The sequence below is a fragment of the Sporotomaculum syntrophicum genome (assembly GCF_009932395.1).
Taxonomy (GTDB): Bacteria; Bacillota; Desulfotomaculia; order Desulfotomaculales; family Desulfallaceae; genus Sporotomaculum; species Sporotomaculum syntrophicum.
The window spans coordinates 1-17,140 of sequence record NZ_LSRS01000009.1 but is presented as its reverse complement, the minus strand read 5'-3'; the positions used below and the strand labels follow the sequence as shown (position 1 = coordinate 17,140).

The 17,140-nt window shown below is 41.8% G+C and carries 13 protein-coding genes and 1 riboswitch; of the genes, 5 read left to right on the top strand and 8 right to left on the bottom strand.

Going from position 1 to position 17,140, the window contains the following annotated elements; all coding sequences use genetic code 11:
- The first annotated feature begins 213 nt into the window (after positions 1-213).
- The 3 genes from SPSYN_RS14650 to SPSYN_RS14640 all read left to right on the top strand — a co-directional run bounded on the left by SPSYN_RS14650 (position 214) and on the right by SPSYN_RS14640 (position 4,749).
- Entirely contained in the window at positions 214-717 is a 504-nt protein-coding gene (locus tag SPSYN_RS14650) for a YheC/YheD family protein (protein WP_161823240.1), read from the top strand.
- Positions 718-750: 33 nt separating this feature from the next.
- Positions 751-866: riboswitch (molybdenum cofactor riboswitch) on the top strand.
- 352 nt (positions 867-1,218) lie between these two features.
- On the top strand, positions 1,219-2,934 hold the full coding sequence (locus SPSYN_RS14645) for a heterodisulfide reductase-related iron-sulfur binding cluster (protein ID WP_161823239.1): 1,716 nt from the start codon (positions 1,219-1,221) through the stop codon (positions 2,932-2,934).
- Between the two features lie 180 nt (positions 2,935-3,114).
- Entirely contained in the window at positions 3,115-4,749 is a 1,635-nt protein-coding gene (locus SPSYN_RS14640) for a class I adenylate-forming enzyme family protein (RefSeq protein ID WP_161823238.1), read from the top strand.
- A gap of 65 nt (positions 4,750-4,814) precedes the next feature.
- On the opposite strand, the gene cls is transcribed toward SPSYN_RS14640, so the two are convergent.
- Entirely contained in the window at positions 4,815-6,350 is a 1,536-nt protein-coding gene (gene cls / locus SPSYN_RS14635; protein ID WP_161823237.1) for a cardiolipin synthase, read from the bottom strand.
- Positions 6,351-6,530: 180 nt separating this feature from the next.
- Here cls and SPSYN_RS14630 point away from each other — a divergent pair, with 180 nt between their 5' ends.
- Both SPSYN_RS14630 and SPSYN_RS14625 read left to right on the top strand, forming a co-directional pair.
- Positions 6,531-6,740, top strand: a complete 210-nt coding sequence (locus tag SPSYN_RS14630) for a transcriptional regulator (protein ID WP_161823236.1) — start codon at positions 6,531-6,533, stop codon at positions 6,738-6,740.
- 215 nt (positions 6,741-6,955) lie between these two features.
- On the top strand, positions 6,956-7,870 hold the full coding sequence (locus tag SPSYN_RS14625) for a DUF3048 domain-containing protein (RefSeq protein ID WP_161823235.1): 915 nt from the start codon (positions 6,956-6,958) through the stop codon (positions 7,868-7,870).
- A gap of 29 nt (positions 7,871-7,899) precedes the next feature.
- Here the strand turns inward: SPSYN_RS14625 and SPSYN_RS14620 are convergent, their stop codons facing one another.
- From SPSYN_RS14620 to SPSYN_RS14590, 7 genes are all read right to left on the bottom strand, one after another.
- A complete protein-coding gene (locus SPSYN_RS14620; protein ID WP_279279336.1) occupies positions 7,900-8,454 on the bottom strand; it encodes a DUF1256 domain-containing protein in 555 nt (184 codons plus the stop codon).
- Positions 8,455-8,854: 400 nt separating this feature from the next.
- Positions 8,855-10,078: an NADH-quinone oxidoreductase subunit NuoF gene (gene nuoF / locus SPSYN_RS14615; protein ID WP_161823233.1), complete on the bottom strand. Its 1,224-nt coding sequence runs from the start codon at positions 10,076-10,078 to the stop codon at positions 8,855-8,857.
- A gap of 24 nt (positions 10,079-10,102) precedes the next feature.
- Positions 10,103-10,549 carry an NADH-quinone oxidoreductase subunit NuoE family protein gene (locus SPSYN_RS14610; protein ID WP_161823232.1) on the bottom strand — a complete coding sequence of 149 codons (447 nt, stop codon included), beginning with the start codon at positions 10,547-10,549 and terminating at the stop codon, positions 10,103-10,105.
- A gap of 61 nt (positions 10,550-10,610) precedes the next feature.
- Positions 10,611-13,289 carry a formate dehydrogenase subunit alpha gene (fdhF, locus tag SPSYN_RS14605; protein WP_161823231.1) on the bottom strand — a complete coding sequence of 893 codons (2,679 nt, stop codon included), beginning with the start codon at positions 13,287-13,289 and terminating at the stop codon, positions 10,611-10,613.
- A 536-nt stretch (positions 13,290-13,825) separates the two neighbouring features.
- A complete protein-coding gene (locus tag SPSYN_RS14600; protein ID WP_161823230.1) occupies positions 13,826-14,938 on the bottom strand; it encodes a radical SAM/SPASM domain-containing protein in 1,113 nt (370 codons plus the stop codon).
- A gap of 182 nt (positions 14,939-15,120) precedes the next feature.
- Positions 15,121-16,701: a molybdopterin molybdotransferase MoeA gene (locus SPSYN_RS14595; RefSeq protein ID WP_161823229.1), complete on the bottom strand. Its 1,581-nt coding sequence runs from the start codon at positions 16,699-16,701 to the stop codon at positions 15,121-15,123.
- 249 nt (positions 16,702-16,950) lie between these two features.
- Positions 16,951-17,140: 4Fe-4S binding protein (locus SPSYN_RS14590; RefSeq protein WP_202623855.1), on the bottom strand; the 190-nt coding region annotated here is incomplete at its 5' end.

Genomic DNA, 17,140 nt, shown 5'->3' with positions numbered 1-17,140 from the left:
GGCTAAGATCGAGGGTATGAAAAATCTTTTCTAACCGGGTTTCCGGTTGCAGTTTCATAATTTCGTCAAAGGAAAACAGGCACTGTTGTTGAATATACAAGTAACTTCACCTCTGGTTTTTGTCGTTTGTTATTAGGTGCTACTTGTAATATTCGGCAAAACAAGGGGTGAAGTCCTTTTTTGTGGCCTTGAAACCCTTGATTCTATTGGCTTATGGATTATGCAAAACACTTAATTGATTATTTATCAACCAACTTTACATTAAAGAACCACTATCTTGTTCAACAAAAAATCCCACTGGCGAAAATAGAAGGCAACCCTATTGATATAAGAGTAATAACTCAGTGGGACCCTGATTTTAAAGATTGGTCAGTAAACGGCAAGCTGGTCAAAATAGCTCAAAAAGGTTATGTGGTTACCAATGTAGCCAGGGAGTTGCTCTTGTTAGATGAAGCTTTAATGCGGTGCTCTATTGGCAGTGCACAAAAAATTGAAGATAAAATTAATAGAGCTTGTATTGATATATCCAGGCGATTACATAAAAATTATCCTGCCATAACCATCATCGGATTCGACTTGGGTGTTGACCAAAAAGGTCATATTTGGTTCATTGAAGCCAACCTGAAACCGGACATCTTTATGTTTTATAGACTGGGAGATATGCAAATGTACCAAAAAATAATGAAAGGAATTAAAAAAGCAAAGGCCTTGACTTAAAAGTCCATAATAATTAATATAATAGTTAAATAATTGAATAACACGCTCCGAGTTAAAATACCTAAAGCGTAAGCTATGGCTTTTAACCAATGGGTGCAGGGGGAAACATCTGTGCCTCCCTTTTGGAAAGGAGATTTTATTTCAGAGACATCTTATTAATTTGTCTCGAGTTATTTATAGAAATAAAGCAGTTTCCAAGCGGAAACTGCTTTTTGTTTCCATTAACTTTAAGATTGAAAACATTAAGAGCAATGTGAGGTTAACTTTAATATGCGTATATTGATATTTTTCTCTTTATTAATTTTTTCACTAGCTTATTTTTCCTACCAAATTTACAGGCGCATTTGTTATATTCGACTAGGGAAACAAGATGATTACAGTGACCAGCCTGTAACAAGAATAAAATATCTCTGTCAGGCTATTTTCCAGCAAAGGAAAATAGCAGAATATCCTCTTTCCGGTACTTTACACTTTTTTATTATGTGGGGCTTAATAATTTTAATGTTCAGCAGTTTGGACATGGCTGCCTTGGTTCTCTTTAATGTAAAAATTTCCTGGTTAGAGTACCCCTTTTTCTTGTTCTTAAGAGATCTATTTATCTTATTGTTAGTCATTGGTATTATAGGTTTTACTGTGCGCCGCCTGGTTTTAAAATTCTTGAAACAAAACTGGCTGCACAGTTCTTCTAAAACATACACAATCTTGATTTTAATATTTATCATTGACTGTAGCTTGCTAACCTATTTCGCTGCTTATACTGCACTAATGGAACCCTTGCCTGGTGCCTGGCTGGTTAATCCACTTGCTTACGGGCTTGCATCCCTGGGTAAGTCTGCTACAGAAATGCTGATGGAAATAAGCTGGTGGTCACACTTTCTAGCCATCTCTACTTTTCTACTGGTCATTCCAAATTCAAATTATCTACACCTTGTCTTTGCACCATTCAGTATTTACTTGCGTTCTTTACGCCAGAAAGGCGCCCTTATGCCAGTTGCTTTGGCAGATACCAATAAGCAAACCTGCGGTGTAAAGCTGGTAAATGACTTCACTAGAAAGCAGCTGCTAGATACCTTTAGCTGTTTATTATGCGGGCGCTGCCATCGCGAATGCCCGTCGGAACGCAGTAATGAGCGGTTAAAGCCCAAACGGCTAAATGGTTTCATTCGCGCTTATTTAGAGGACGAGGGGCATAAACTATTAGCCGGTCAGCCATCTATCAAAATGGCCGGTGACCTCTTTTACTATGACTTTATTTGGAGCTGCACCACCTGTGGCAGTTGCAACGAAGCTTGCCCCGTATCAGTTGATCATATCTCCAAAATTATTGATCTGCGACGCGGTATTATTTCTGAACAAGAACGCATTCCTGCTGCCATGCGGGAGTTTTTTAACAATGTAGAGCACGCAGGTAATCCATTTGGCAGGTTGCGGCAATCAGATCAAGACTATGCATGGGCCGGTGATTTGAGAATTCCCATTCTGTCAAAGAAACCTCATGCCGAATATTTATTTTATATCGGCTGTCAGGGAACCTTTAACGCTTCAACCGCAAAAGTAGCTGCAGCGCTGGCTAAAATTATGCAGCTTGCCGGAGTGGATTATGCAATTCTCGGGGATGAAGAATGGTGCTGTGGAGAAACAGCTAGAAGAATGGGTAATGAGCTTCTTTTCCAAAATACAGTCAGGAAGAATATTGCTCTTTGGCAAGAGTACGGGGTTAATAAAATTATTACCTTTTGTCCTCACTGCTATAATACCCTAAAAAATGAATACCCTCAATTTGGAGGGAATTACGAGGTCATTCCCCACCCTGTTTTGTTAGCCGAAATGCTAGAGCAAGGCCGACTGCCCATCGCCAGCTCGCATGATATTGTGGTTACTTACCATGATGCTTGTTATCTAGGACGCTATAATGATATTTTTGAGCAACCCCGACAGGTACTACGGTCCATACCTGGGGTACGTTTAACAGAGATGCCCCGGAGCCAAAAAAAGTCCTTTTGTTGTGGTGCAGGCGGAGGTCGTTTCTGGACCAGGTCAAGCAAGGAAAACCCGATCAGTATGAACCGGGTTAAAGAAGCCCTGGCTACAGAAGCAACAACGGTAATTACCTCCTGTCCCTATTGCCGAAATATTTTTGAGGGCGATATGTTAGTTCAGGACATAGCAGAATTGTTGCTCACTACTTTCTCGACAAATGATATTTTACCTGTCTGAGCAGATTACCCAGGGCAAATCGTCCAGCATATGCTGCAAAGCTAAACTGCTGTTGATTAACTGCCGTCATAGCTTTATAATTTAAAAAGATAAAAATAATTTGAAGTACGGCCTTAGCCTACAAATTTTTGAAGCAGAAAATCTTTTTACTGTATTGGTAGAACGGGAGGAAAGTTTAAAATGCCTATCACGGAAATATTATCGCGCAATGCCGAGTTGTACCCCCAGGAAACCTGCCTAACCGAGATTAATATGGACCTTCAGGAAAGCCATAATGTCACTTGGCTAGAATACGAGTTAATTGAAAACAGCCCTGCCGGTGAGTACCGGCGAGAAATGTCCTGGCGAGTTTTTGACGAAAAGGCAAATCGGCTTGCCAATCTACTGCTGAAGAGGGGGATTAAAAAAGGAGATAAGGTGGCTATTCTCTTAATGAATTGCCTGGAATGGCTGCCGATATATTTTGGCATACTAAAAGCCGGCGCTGTTGCCGTACCTTTAAATTTTCGTTACACAGCCGAAGAAATCAAGTATTGTTTAGATCTATCAGATACCGTTGCTCTAATCTTCGGGCCCGAATTTATCGGCCGGGTGGAAACTATTTATACTGAGATACCTAAAGTGAAGATGATTTTTTATGCCGGAGAGAACCGCCCCAGTTTTGCTGAAAGCTATGACCGTCTTACCGCCAATTGCTGTTCAAGAGCCCCAAGGGTTAAGCTTACCGATGAAGATGATGCAGTTATTTACTTCTCCTCAGGAACGACGGGTTTCCCCAAGGCAATTTTGCATACACACCAAAGCTTGATGTCGTCATGCATAACAGAACTTAAACACCACGCCCAAACACATGATGATAATTTTTTATGCATACCGCCACTATACCATACCGGCGCCAAGATGCACTGGTTTGGTAGTTTGGTATCAGGCAGCAAAGCCGTATTGCTGCGCGGTGTTAAGCCGGAATGGATCCTCAAAACAGTATCGGAGGAAAAAATAACCATTGTTTGGCTTTTAGTGCCCTGGGCCCAGGATATTTTAGATGCTCTTGACAGGGGCGATTTAAAGCTGGAAGATTATGAGCTGTCCCAGTGGCGCCTGATGCACATTGGCGCACAGCCGGTGCCACCCAGTCTGATCCGTCGCTGGAAAGAATATTTTCCTAACCATTTATACGATACTAACTATGGCCTTAGCGAAGCTATCGGACCCGGCTGTGTCCATTTAGGCACTGAGAACATTCATAAAATCGGCGCCATCGGAATACCGGGTTACAATTGGGAAGCTAAGATCACCGACGAAAATGGCTGCGAGGTAGCCCAGGGACAGGTTGGGGAACTGGTAGTTAGAGGTCCGGGGGTCATGAAATGCTATTATAACGACCCGGAATCAACGAGTGCAGTAATTAAGGACGGCTGGTTATTTACTGGCGATATGGCTCGAATGGATAATGATGGCTTTATTTATTTGGTTGACCGAAAAAAAGATGTGATTATTAGTGGTGGGGAAAATTTATATCCTGTACAAATTGAAGATTTTCTCCGTGCGCATCAGGCTATTAAGGATGTTGCTGTCATTGGTCTGCATGATCCACGGCTAGGTGAAATAGCGGCTGCAATAATTGAACTTAAACCAGACTGCCAGTGCACTGAAGAAGAAATTAGGTCCTTTTGCAAACCAATGCCTCGATATAAACGCCCGCGAAAAATAATTTTTGATAAGGTCCCGCGCAACCCAACCGGTAAAATAGAAAAACCGAGGTTGAGGGAAAAATACGGTGCCATAAGTTTAGTAGCAGCACAAACAGAGAGATAAATAAACACATTAAGAAAGCACGCTGATTTATCTATCGGCGTGCTCCTTTATGAATTAAAACACTACTACATTAATGGTGCGAATATCCGAACAAAGCTCTGTAAAGCCCTGGTAGGCCATTTAATAGCAGCAATATCTTCGACTTGGATTTGGGTACAGATTTTTAGCGTGTTAAGATAATCCTCTTTAAGCTGCCGGACTGCCTCGGATTTATATAACCAAGTACCACATTCAAAATGTAAATATAAGCTTCTAAAGTCAAGGTTAGCCGTACCTATTGTAGCTAATTCATCGTCTGCCACAAAGGTTTTGGAATGGTTAAAGCCAGGTTGATATTCATATATTTTTACCCCTGCCTCAATAAGCTGCGAATAATATGATTTGGTCACCAAGTGAACATACCATTTATCCGGGCAGTGCGGAGTGACAATTCTTACATCCACACCATTTCGGGCAGCCAGGCAAAGGGCAGTAACTATTTCATTATCCGCGATGAGATATGGCGTATTGATATAAACGTAGTTTTTTGCTTTATTAATTATATTAAGATAAATATTTTCAGCCACCAGGTCCTCATCAAGGGGCATATCCGCGTAAGGCTGGACAAACCCGTCGGAAGCATATGGTAGTCTATTGTGATAAAGCGGCTTGTAGCATTCATAATCAGTATCTGTAGGTATAGTTGCATTCCAAAGGTGCAAGAACATAAAAGTAAAACTCCATGCCGCATCACCTTTAACCATAATACCGGCATCTTTCCAATGACCATATTTGGGATAAGCATTAATATATTCATCAGCCAGATTTATACCGCCGGTAAAGGCAACCCATCCATCAATAACAACTATTTTTCTATGGTCGCGGTTATTCATACGCAGCGACAAAACCGGTGAGACAGGATTAAAAGCGATACATTGAATACCCATACCGGCAAGTTTCTGATTAAACCCTGGTGGCAGAAGGTAAATCGAACCCATATCATCATACATAATCCGTACCTCTACGCCCTCCCGTACCTTCTGCACCAGGATCGCCAGGATTTCATCCCAAAGCAAGCCTTCTTCCAAAATAAAGAATTCCATAAAAATGTATTGCTTTGCCTGGCGCAACTCTTCAATTATTTTTTTGAACATAACCTCACCGGGAGACAAATATTGAGTAACGGTGTTTTTATAAATTGGGAATAGTGAAGTATTTAATATATATCTCGATTGATTGGCGATACTCTTGTCTAATTCCTCCAACTCATTGATTATGTTCTGATCCTGAGCCAGGTAATGGCTAATGGTGAGAAATTCTTTGAGAATTTTTTCCTTGAATATCCTCATATTTTTGTTATTGCCCAGTACAAAATATAGCAGTGCGCCAATTATTGGCAAGGTTAATAACGGTATGATTAAGGCAATCTTGTAAATTGGGTTGCTGCGGCTATTAATAATTTTAAACAACAGCATAATACTCAGCAGCATAAATAAGCCTTGTACATAGATAAAATATTCATTTAGTTTCCAGAGAAAGAACAGCAAAAAAGATATCTGAATAGTAATCGCTATAGCTACAACGGTCATCCTGTTTAAAATAAAATTGAGTATTTTCTTCACCTATGATGTTCTCCCTCCATACAAAGGTGTCGACATAAGCATACATCTATTCTTGTTCATAGCACAAATTATTTGAGCAGTTAAATTTTATCAATAATTAATGGTAAAAAAGGCGGTATGGTAAGTAGAAAAATTTTTTCTTATTAATAGTTTTATTATGACTAATCGAGGTGTAATAAAATGTTTGGATTTGGCTTACACAGAAAAACCATTAAAGAACTTCGTAAAAACCAGGGTTTAACAGCAAGAGAACTGGCTCAGCTGGTAAAAGTAGAAACCGTGAAGATCCTGCAAATTGAGGACACAAAGCTCAGAGATGTACCGGAACCTCTGAAAACAAGGCTAATACCATTTTTAAGGGGTGACTATATGAACAAAATACCGTGGTAAATACGTCCATCGGCAAAATTCAATGATAGCCTATCTCTTAAAATACCTTACCCGCACGTAAATATATGTTAATATAAAAAATAAAAAGCGGAAAGGTGAATAATGTGTCGAATACAAAGATATGCCTTTGGTTAAAATGTGCCCTATTACTCTCAATTACAGTTATTCTTTTCATTGCTATACCCGGCTGCGGCAAGAAGGACATTCAGTCTGCCATGGAGAGACCTGGTGAAAATAATTCACCGGAGATGGAGTTCAACAGACCACAGGATAACGTCCCAGCTAGTGCAATGCTTGCGCGACCCATTGCCGTAACAATAGATAATTCCAGCTCGGCCCGTCCCCAATCAGGACTAGACCAGGCAGACCTAGTCTATGAGGTGCCTGTGGAGGGAGGCGTCACCAGGTATCTCGCTGTCTTTTTTCACGAAGGCACAAAAAACATCGGCCCAATTCGTTCTGCCCGACCTTACTTGATCGAGTTAGCCCGGGAATGGGATGCCATCTACATTCATTGCGGCCAAAGTCCCCAGGCTCAGACATATTTTGCCGAAAACCAAATTGCCCATATTAACGAAATGTTCCACCCTACCGGATTCTGGCGGGATAAATCCAGACAGGCACCCTTCAATCTATACACTGACATCAATTCCCTATGGCAGGAAATTACCAAATTAGGCTGGGATAACAAGGGAGCTCTCGCCGACTACCCGTTACGTGGAGCAGGTGATCAGCTCTCCGGTCAAGTTGCAGAGAAACTGACCATTATCTATCCATACGGCCGAGTGGGCTATCAGTATGATGCGCCAACCAATACCTACTTGCGTTTTTTGAACGATCGTCCTTACTTGGATTTAAATTCCTCTATGCAGCTGTCAGCTGTTAATATCTTGATTCAACAGGTATCTATGTGGGCATTTGACAGCGAGGGCCGACTGGAGGTAAATTTACTTGGTCAGGGCAAAGCTTGGTTATTCTCCAACGGTCAGGTGCAAGAGGCAACTTGGCGCAAAAATTCTAACACTAGCCGTACCCGTTTTTATGACCAAACAGGCGTGGAGTTGAGTATGACCAAAGGCACCACCTGGATCCAGCTGATTTCAGAACAAATGCAATTCAATTATAAATAATACACCCAGAAATACAACAATGAATATAATTATTTACCTTTAACTGTAGCTTCTAAAGCATCTGCAATTTTATTAGCACCTATGTATATCATTTCCTTGGGTACTGCGTTTAAATATTCTAGACTTGATTCGTTTTCTCTGGTATGTGTGACCACCATACCAACTGATACATTACCGATAGGAGGCAACCTGTTTTTTATTTGTTTAATGGACGAAGCAGGCCATATCGGTGCATGTTTTACACATAAGTAACCTAACAAATTAACGTCATGGGCATTCAGAGCATCGACACCGATAATCAGGGTTTCTTTATCTTTTGGCAGAATTGACGCATATTGGGCTACTTTAGTTGCACCAATTGGTTTATCCAATGTGCCCCATACATTTCTAAAACCCCGGTCTCTTAGCATTGTCCCTACCAATGGTCCCAATGAATCCCCTATAATTTCGTTAGTGCCTATACATACCACCAGTATTCTTTTATATACTTCGAAAAGCTCATATTTAGTAATCCCTTCGATAACTTGTTGCATAGCGTTTTCATCTTTATAATAGGCATATCCAGCCCATGCTTCAGGTACTATTACCTGCCTATTGTTTAAATTGATAATCTTATTTTGATTATTATCATTTGCAGTATTAACTGGCTTATTAATATCACTTCACCCCCCAAATATTCACTTTTCTATACCAAGCTGCTCAAATTAATATCGATATTACCGGGCTATTTGATTTCAGGACAACATATTATAACAATCCAAGTTTTTTTCTCAACACTGCCCCCTCAAATTCATGCTTCTATTTTACCACTTGAAGCGGTTTGTTCACAGAATCCTTTCTTTTACTCATTCAATTTGGCCTGCAGCACCCATTCCCAGTAAGCACTAACAACTCTACATCTTATTCGGTTAATGTTATCATTAACAAAAAAAAACAGGCCTGTTTGTGCAGATAGCCAGGCCTGCTCTATATATGCCGTTATGTTTACGAAATTAGTTTTCGTTCATACTCATACCTAAAATGCTGCAGTGTAGTAAGGATAGGGCTGGGGGAAGCTTGACCCAAACCACATAAACAAACTCTCTCCATTACTTTACCCAATTGGATCATATGCTCAATGTCCGGCAAAGTCCCCCGGCCCCTGTTTATCCTGTCCATAATCTCATAGCACCTGAAAGTACCTTCGCGGCACGGATTACATTTGCCGCAGGATTCTTCTTTAAAGAATTTAGCTATATGGGTGACGATATCAACTACATCACGGGTCTCATCCATAACAAATACGGCACCAGTGCCCAGCGTGGCTCCTATGCTACGCATGGAATCATAATCAATGGGGGTATCCAGCAGATATTCAGGGATAAAACCGCCTGAAGTACCGCCAACCTGCACCGCTTTGAGCCTCCTGCCGCTTTTAACTCCGCCGCCATAATTATAAATAATTTCCCTGAGTGTAACATTTGTCGGAACTTCGATAAAGACCCGTTTTTCCACATCACCCGTTAGGGTTAAAACTTTTGTCCCCGGGTATGTGGACGCACCTATGGCAGCATACCAATCGGCACCGTTGAACACGATTTGAGGCAAATTAGCGAAGGTTTCAACATTGTTGACTACGGTGGGCTTGCCCCAAAGGCCGGAAACACCGGGAAACGGGGGTTTAAAGCGAGGTTCACCTCGATGGCCTTCAATTGATTCAATAAGCGCAGTTTCTTCACCGCAGACATAGGCACCGGCTCCCATGCGTACTTCGATATTGAAATCACCCAGTACACCTTTGCTGCGGGCTTGGTCTATAGCCAGGTTCAGAAGTTCTACCACATAGGGATATTCTCCCCGGCAGTAAATATAACCCTGTTTGGCATTGACCGCATGGCCGCAGATAGCCATACCCTCAAGCAACTGCTGCGGGTCCTTCTGAACAATAATGCGGTCCTTGTAGGTACCAGGTTCACCTTCGTCTAAATTGCAAACTACATAACTCACCTCGGCATCGGTGGGTACAAAGCTCCATTTAAGTCCACAGTTAAAAGCTGCTCCGCCACGGCCGCGCAGGTTGGATTTTTTAACCTCCGCAATCAGGTCGGCTCGGGACATCGACCGAGCTTTCTCCAGACCCTGATAGCCACCAGCTTGCAGGTAGTCCTCAAGCTTTGCCGGGTTAATTTGGTCAGCATTGCGCAGTACAATACGCTGTTCTTCAGCCAATTCAATACCTCCCTTCTATTGCGCTTACCTGCATTGAGCCAGCATTTCAGGCACCTGTGCAGGCTTAATATCAGTATAGGGCACGCTGTTGATGGTAATAACCGGGGTTGCCTGACATTGGCCAACGCACTCGGTAAACTCCAGGGTAAACTTTCCATCCGCCGTGGTTTCACCCATCTTGATGCCCAGCTCTTTTTCCAGAACGGTAATTATTTCTGCAGCTCCGGCAATATGACAAGGAGCGCTTTCGCAGATCCGAATTATATATCTGCCCCTCTTACCAATCTTTAAATATGAATAAAAAGTGGCCGTGCCAAAGGCCTGAGATGCCGAAACGCCAAACACCGCTGCCGCTTCGCGCACCGCCTCCCCAGGGAGATAGTTATATTCTCCTTGCACCGCGTGATAAGCTTCAAGCAACCCGCCGGGCAAAGCTTTATAGTTATTTAGAATCTGTTTATATTCCGCCACTGTTAGTTCACCACCTCAATGCATTTTTATCTGCTTCCGACTAACTCCAGCTTCGCAGCAACTACTGGATTTTTTCTATTTTTACTGCACATACCTTATATTCACCGGTTTTAGTAACCGGATCCAGGGCAGCACTGGTCAAAACATTAGTAGGGGTGTCCTCGTAGTGGAACGACATCCAAATCATACCTGGAAAAACCCGGTCAGTGACTTTAACTTTGGTTGTAACCTCACCACGCCGAGAAGTTACTTTAACAGTTTCGCCGTTATACAATCCCAATCGCGCAGCATCTTCCGGGTTAATTTCGGCATTTTCCTCCGACCACATACTGTTGATACCTGTTGAATACGGCGTTGTTACATTATAGTGATACAGAATACGGCCTGTAGATAATAAGAAGGGGTACTCCTGATCCGGTAATTCCGCCGGTGGAGTGTGTTCGATCGCCTGGAAAAGGCCTTTACCCCGGGTAAATGAAGAGGCGTGCAAATAAGGCGTACCCGGGTGTTCAGCAGTTGGACATGGCCACTGGATGCCCTGCTTATCAATACGCGCATAGCTTATCCCGCCGTAAGATGGCGTAAGGTCTGACATCTCATTGAAAATTTCCTCAGCACTGCCATAATTTACTGGAAGCCCCATCTTGGTACAAAGTTCTGCAATGACCTGCCAGTTGCTTTTACCCGCCAGCGGCTCAATTGCTTTTCTAACACGCTGTACCCGGCGTTCAGTACTGGTAAAAGTGCCATCCGTTTCGGCAAAGCTAGCGGCGGGCAAGATTACATCAGCATATACCGCCGTTTCAGTCAAAAATAGCTCTTGAACCACAAGAAACTCCAACCTATCAAGACCGGAACGAATATGATTGCTGTTGGGATCAGTGAGCACCGGGTTTTCACCAAGAATATACATAGCCTTAACCTCACCAGAGTTGGCTCGCTCAAACATCTCAGGAATCATCAAACCAACATCACCGGACAGAGAAACACCCCAGGCCTGCTCGAATTTTTCCCGGGCAGCGGGTTCAATAACCTTCTGATAACCTGTAAACACATTGGGTAGTGCTCCCATGTCGCAGGCACCCTGCACGTTGTTTTGACCGCGTATCGGGTTAACCCCGGTGCCTGGCCGTCCCAAATGCCCGGTTAGCATGGCCAGGTTAGCAATGCTCATTACGTTGTTGGTACCGCAAACATGCTCAGTAATACCCAGGGTATAAAACGTCATCGCTTTATCGGTGCTCGCATAAAGATGGGCCACTGCATAAAGCTCTGGAGTAGGTATACCGGTTAACTTGGAAACATAATCAGGTGTATATTTTTTAACGGTTTCCTTTAAGGCTTCAAAATTTTCAGTTCGTTCTTCGACAAAAGTCTTGTCATACAGCCCTTCGCTAATGATGATATGCATCAAACCGTTAAGGAACGGAATGTCTGTACCTGGTTGGATACGCAGCCAGTAATCAGCTTCCTCAGCAAGTTCTATCCGCCGCGGATCCACGACTATGAGTTTAGCTCCCCGGCGTGCAGCCTGCCTCATTTTATAACCAATCACCGGGTGAGCTTCAGTGGTATTGGTACCAACTAATAGCAATAATTCAGCTTGATCAATCTCAGAGATAGAATTGGTCATCGCACCGCTGCCGAAAGAAGTGGCTAGACCAGCCACCGTCGGAGCGTGTCAGGTACGGGCACAATGATCAACATTATTTGTGCCCATCACCGCCCTGGTAAACTTTTGCATTAGGTAATTCTCTTCATTGGTACACCTAGCCGAACTTAGTGCAGCAAAGCTGTCGGAGCCGTATTTGTTTTTTATTTCGCTTAGCCGCTCAGCTATTAAATTGATAGCCTCCTCCCAGGATGCAGGTACAAAATTTCCATCACGTTTAATTAATGGAGTAGTTAACCGTTGAGCGTTATTGACAAAATCCCAGCCAAACCTTCCTTTAACGCAAAGGGCACGGCCGTTCACTACACTGTCAGGACTTGATTTGACCCCGACCACTTGACCTTCATGGACACACAGGTCAAAATTGCAACCGGTGCCGCAAAATGGGCAGGTGGTTCGCACTTTTTGCAGTTCCCAAGCTCTAGCTTTACCATGAATCTGCTTCTCAGTCAATGCTCCGGTCGGACAAACTGCCACACATTGACCGCAAAAAACGCAATCAGAGTCTACATAGGAAACATCGTCTGCCGTGGTCACCTTGCGATTGTAGCCTCGATACATGTATGACAGGTTATCTTTACCAGTAATCTCTTCACAGGCTCTTACGCAGGCACCGCATTGAATACACTTATTCAAATCACGGATAATAAATGGATTGCTCTCATCAACAGCATAGTTATGCTTCTCTCCCACAAAACGACTGTCGCGAACACCATATTGATAAGCGTATTCAGCCAAACGACAATCTCCCATCTTATCACAGGTCATACAATCCTGAGGATGGTTGGCAAGCAGCAATTCCAATATAATTTTGCGTGCTTCAATGACAGCAGGCGACTCAGTGTGAATTACCATTCCGGCTGATATTGGTGTTACACACGAAGCAGGTAAAAGTGTATTTCCCTCTACTTCTACAACACATAAGCGACATTGGCCCATAGGACTCAAATCAGGATAATAACATAACCTGGGAATACTAATTCCGGAATTTTCGGCAGCCTGTAGTATGGTACTACCCGCTGGTGCTTCAACATCCTTTCCGTTAATCTTTAGTTTAACAAGTTCCATTATCTCCATCCCTCCTAACGTTTATATGCATCAGGAATAAACCTCCCAATAAGTTGCTTTAAAGCTTACCGGTTAATCAAAGACATCACTTCAACCAAAAATACACAAATAACCAGGCATGTACTGTTTTTTTATTAATTTTACCCATGTCGAAATCTTCTAACTTTTTTGGTTATGTTCTATTAAGCATAACGAAGCGGCAGATTAATAATTCATCTGTGCTATTGGACTGCCCACTGAATTATTATTTACTTAAATATTTAGTTACCACAATATCGCTATGCTTAATTAAACATAACGTATGGACTTAAATAATTACTCCACAAAGGAAGTAATCACACTAACAATATGATAACGTCATTTTATAATAGGTAATAATTAAATATAATCACCTTATAGTATGGAAGATTGATTAACTAATAGATTAAAAAGGTATTAGCTCTTATTTACTACCACCTCACGCTTTATTGTTAGCCCATTTATGAGTCATGCACAACACAATTGGACAATATGGAAACAAATCCAGTTCAAGACAATTATTGATGGTCTTTTCTCCTGTTTTGAAGTTCATCTAAATATCTTAACCTAGGAATAATTTCTTTATGAATGTCACAGTTAATAGATTTCCCAGCTCTGGACCCAGTCATCAACAATTTATCATGCGGGCAACCTCCCTGGCAGGTAGTTCTAAATTCACACGCCCTGCATTCATCCGGGATGTCCGGCATGGATATGTCATAATGAAATTTTTCACACTGGATGATACTTAATGGATCTTTATCAAATATTGTTCCAAATTTAGTGGAATGGTTCCTAATACATGCCCCCACTGAACCATCTGGAAATATCACTGCATTTCTTTTCCCGCAAGGATACGGAGATGCTTCATGCGCCCATAAAGGGATTAAGGTATCCAGCAAAAAGGTAGTATGCACATCGTAGCCCTTAATAATATAACTTTCCAATAGATCTAACAATTCATGATATCTCTTTAATAATCTGGCATGGTATTCAGCATCCAAACCTCTATAGCAATCTTTTTGGTATCTTAACCGATAGCCATTTTCCAAACCAAATCTTGTTATGTCAAGCAGCCTTTCCAAGTTAAAATCATCCATCGTAGCTTCCACGGTTTGGCCAATAACATTTGATCGTTCACCAATTATCTTCATTCTTCTTGCAGTTTCCTCGATACTGGTATTGGAAATACTTGTAGTTATCCATTGGATATCTTCAAGATCATCCCAGTTTACTGAGTCGACTAAATCTCCATTGGTATAAATATACCCTTGCATGCCATCAGTATTTTTGTAAATAGAATCCATAACTTTCTTAATTCTTTTTGTATTCAATAATGGTTCTCCACCCAGGAAGCCAATGACGTTGACTTTAACATTATTAACTTTCCAAACTTCTGGAATCCACTCTAATAATCTAGCAAAAGTATTATCATTCATTTCCAGAGTACTACCATCGCTGACTTGTTCAAAAGTATAGCAGTAAGTGCACCTTCTGGTACACCTAAAAGATAAAAATAAGGTGAACCAGAATAACGGGAACTTCTCCCAATAGCCTTCCCCCTTAATTCGGTCATCCTCTTTTATATACATTTTTTTTAACTGCTTAACATGTTCTGTTTGTTTTCTCATAATTAATAGCCCAGCCTCTCTTTATTCTTTTAAACGCGTTGCTCATATATTAGTAAGCAGGCGTACAAAACAGCTAAATTATAATATGGATCTTAGAAGCGAAAGCGCCATAATGCAGACAAATACCCAGAAAACACTTTCACTTCTTTTAAATCCAATTAAATATCTGTTTATCCCTACTGTTAGTTCATATTGAACAAATCAACAATATACGCAGTAACTATTTCTCCATCAGCGATCATACCACTACCAGGGGGAATATCCACAAGCAAGTTGCAATCCGCTAAAGTCCTCAGTATACTATGTTCGGTAAGAATGCTTGCTTTGGCTATTCCTTCTTCAATAGATAGTTTGGCGGTTTTTATTCTCCTAGCATCAGCTTTTTTGTAATCGCCGGATAAAACAACCTCCACCTGGCGAGGCAAAATATCTTTATAGCCCAACATTTTTTTAATCACTGGTTTAACTATTAACTCAAAAGCCGTGAAAGCCGCACCCGGATGACCGGATAAACCCAGAATCAATTTACCTCCTTTTTTCCCCGCTACAAATGATTTGCCGGGTCTAATATCTATTCCTGAAAACAAACCCTCTATTCCCGCCATGGCCATGGCAGGTTCAACCAGGTCAAAATCTCCTGCTGATGCTCCTCCTGTAGTAACAACCAAGTCTGTTTTTTCCAGAGCAGTCTGCATAATTGTAGCGATTTTTGCCGCATCATCTGGCACAATACCCATAGGAACAGGCTCCACCCCGATTTTCCTAAGGAGAGCTGACAGAAGATACTGATTGCTATTATATATCCTGCCGGTATCCAGTGTTTGTCCAAGCTCCGTTAATTCACTACCTGTACATATAATGGCAACTTTAAGTGCAGAGTACACAGGTATATCATTAAGCCCTGCTTCAGCCAGTAACCCAAGAAGGGGTGGGGTAATCAGTGTACCCTTGGAGATAGCTGTTTCTCCAGCTGTTATTCCCTGGCCTGCTTTGTCTATGTTGGCTCCCTTCATTACCTGATGATACACCTTAATATACTGACCCTCTCGAAAAACGTCCTCGCACTTGACTACCGCATCAGCCCCCGCTGGTAGTGGCGCTCCTGTCATTACTTTAACAGTGGTCTGGCTCGAGACTTGAAAATAATGGTTTCTCCCAGGTGCCACTTTTCCCAAAACCATTAAACTGACCGGGACATTTTCCGAAATATTTTCGGTATCCCTGCTAAGCAAGGCATACCCGTCAACCTTAGAACGATCGAAGCTTGGTACATTTTCCTGAATAGAAAGGTCTTCGAGCATAGTACGTCCTAAAGCCTCATTTAAAGACAACCGTTCACACGGGGTGGTTATTACTTTCTGCAGTAAAAGTTCACGAGCTTCTTCCAAAGGTAGTTTTCTCCTCCAGGCATGGGTCTGGTTAACATGATAATCTTTAGGGTTATTTGTATTTTCAGGATAGTTAATTCTGACCTTAGAATAAAGCTCAGAAATCTTGGCAATGCTCCGTTTGTCTTTAGAAATGGGAAAAGTGTTAAATTTATTTATTGATGCCCCGTTCGTGTCATTTGCGATTATTGCATAACCGTCCATTGAAGAATTATCTACAGGAGGTATTGATATACCCGGTACATTCTCTTTATAAAAAACCTGATTAGATACTTCCTTAATCACAATGTTTTCGCAGCTTTGATAGTTGACAGAATTTAAAACAACCTTCTGTGCCTCTTCTTTGATTGATGCCATTAAATTTTTATCTATCATTATGATAATCTCCCCTGCAAATTTAGATTTTGGTAATTAGTAAAAGGAGACATGCCGGGCAGTTACATAAACAAGACATGCCCGGCATAAATGCCAAATCCATCTCCTTTTCGCCCAACACACACATAGGGCTAATAAACCATAACATCCTGTTTTAAGTTATTTGGCTCGGAGAGACAATATTTTATATAAGAAATTATCGAAATGCTCCCTTAGTTCAACAACTTATTTCAGTAACCGGTTGCATAATTACGCCTCTTTTTTCTTTCTAATAACCGTCCTTTCTCCTTCAGGCAGAGGAGGCGGAACTGGTTCACCAACCAACCGCGTCGCCGCCGCAAATCTAGGCGGGCAAACTGAATAGCAAGTTCCACATTTAATACATTTATCCTGTTCGACTATATGGACTTCGCCTTTGGCACTAATAATCGCATCGGCA